This is a genomic window from Nonomuraea sp. NPDC001636, assembly GCF_040298265.1.
In the GTDB taxonomy this organism is placed as follows: domain Bacteria; phylum Actinomycetota; class Actinomycetes; order Streptosporangiales; family Streptosporangiaceae; genus Nonomuraea.
Window position 1 is genome coordinate 1 of record NZ_JBEOZT010000090.1, and the last position, 1,591, is coordinate 1,591.

Sequence of the window (1,591 nt, forward strand, 5' to 3'; positions counted from 1 at the left end):
CGCAGACCCTGCTGGAGAACCTGTACTTCAACCCCAAGCGGTACGACCTGGCCAAGGTGGGCCGCTACAAGATCAACAAGAAGCTCGGGGTCGACGCCGAGATCACGCAGGGCACGCTGACCGAGGACGACGTCGTCTCGATGATCGAGTACCTGGTGCGGCTGCACGCGGGGGAGACGTCCATGGGCGAGGCCGTCGTGGAGCTCGACGACATCGACCATTTCGGCAACCGGCGCATCCGCAGCGTCGGCGAGCTCGTCCAGAACCAGGTCCGGCTGGGCCTGGCCCGCATGGAGCGCGTGGTGCGCGAGCGGATGACCACCCAGGACGTCGAGGCGATCACGCCGCAGACCCTGATCAACATCCGGCCGGTGGTGGCGTCGATGAAGGAGTTCTTCGGCACCTCGCAGCTGTCGCAGTTCATGGACCAGATCAACCCGCTGGCCGGCCTGACGCACAAGCGGCGGCTGAACGCCCTGGGCCCCGGCGGCCTGTCCCGCGAGCGGGCCGGGATGGAGGTCCGTGACGTGCATCCGTCCCACTACGGGCGGATGTGCCCGATCGAGACGCCCGAGGGCCCGAACATCGGCCTCATCGGCTACCTCGCCTGCTACGGCCGGCTCAACGCCTTCGGCTTCATCGAGACGCCCTACCGCAAGGTCGTCGACGGCAGGGTCACCGACCGGATCGACTACCTGACGGCCGACGAGGAGGACCGGTTCGTCGTCGCCCAGGCGAACTCGTCCCTCGGCCCGGACGGCGAGCTGACCGACGCCCGCGTCCTGGTCCGCACCAAGGGCGGCGAGACCGATTACGTGGCCTCCCGCGAGGTGGACTACATCGACGTGTCGCCGCGCCAGATGGTGTCGGTGGCCACCGCGATGATCCCGTTCCTGGAGCACGACGACGCCAACCGGGCCTTGATGGGCGCGAACATGCAGCGCCAGTCGGTGCCGCTGATCCGCAGCGAGGCGCCGCTGGTCGGCACCGGCATGGAGTACCGTGCCGCGACCGACGCCGGCGACATCATCAGCGCCGGGAAGGCCGGCGTGGTCGAAGAGGTCTCCGCCGACTACGTCACCGTCATGAACGACGACGGCTCGCGCACCACCTACCGGGTCGCCAAGTTCAAGCGCTCCAACCAGGGCACCTCCTTCAACCAGAAGCCCATCGTCGCCGAAGGCGACCGGGTCGAGGCCGGCCAGGTCATCGCCGACGGCCCCTGCACCGACAACGGTGAGATGGCGCTCGGCAAGAACCTGCTGGTGGCGTTCATGCCGTGGGAGGGCCACAACTACGAGGACGCGATCGTGCTGTCCCAGCGTCTGGTCCAGGACGACGTCCTGTCCTCGATCCACATCGAGGAGCACGAGGTCGACGCCCGCGACACCAAGCTGGGCCCGGAGGAGATCACCCGGGACCTCCCCAACGTCTCCGAGGACATCCTGGCCGACCTCGACGAGCGCGGCATCATCCGGATCGGCGCCGAGGTCGTGCCCGGCGACATCCTGGTCGGCAAGGTCACCCCGAAGGGCGAGACCGAGCTGACCCCGGAGGAGCGGCTGCTGCGCGCCATCTTCGGGGAGAAGGC

General features: G+C 68.4%; 1 protein-coding gene. It reads left to right on the plus strand.

Annotated elements, in window-relative coordinates; all coding sequences use genetic code 11:
* On the plus strand, positions 1–1,591 hold a 1,591-nt coding region (gene rpoB, locus ABT158_RS51155; RefSeq protein ID WP_352366757.1), incomplete at both ends, for a DNA-directed RNA polymerase subunit beta.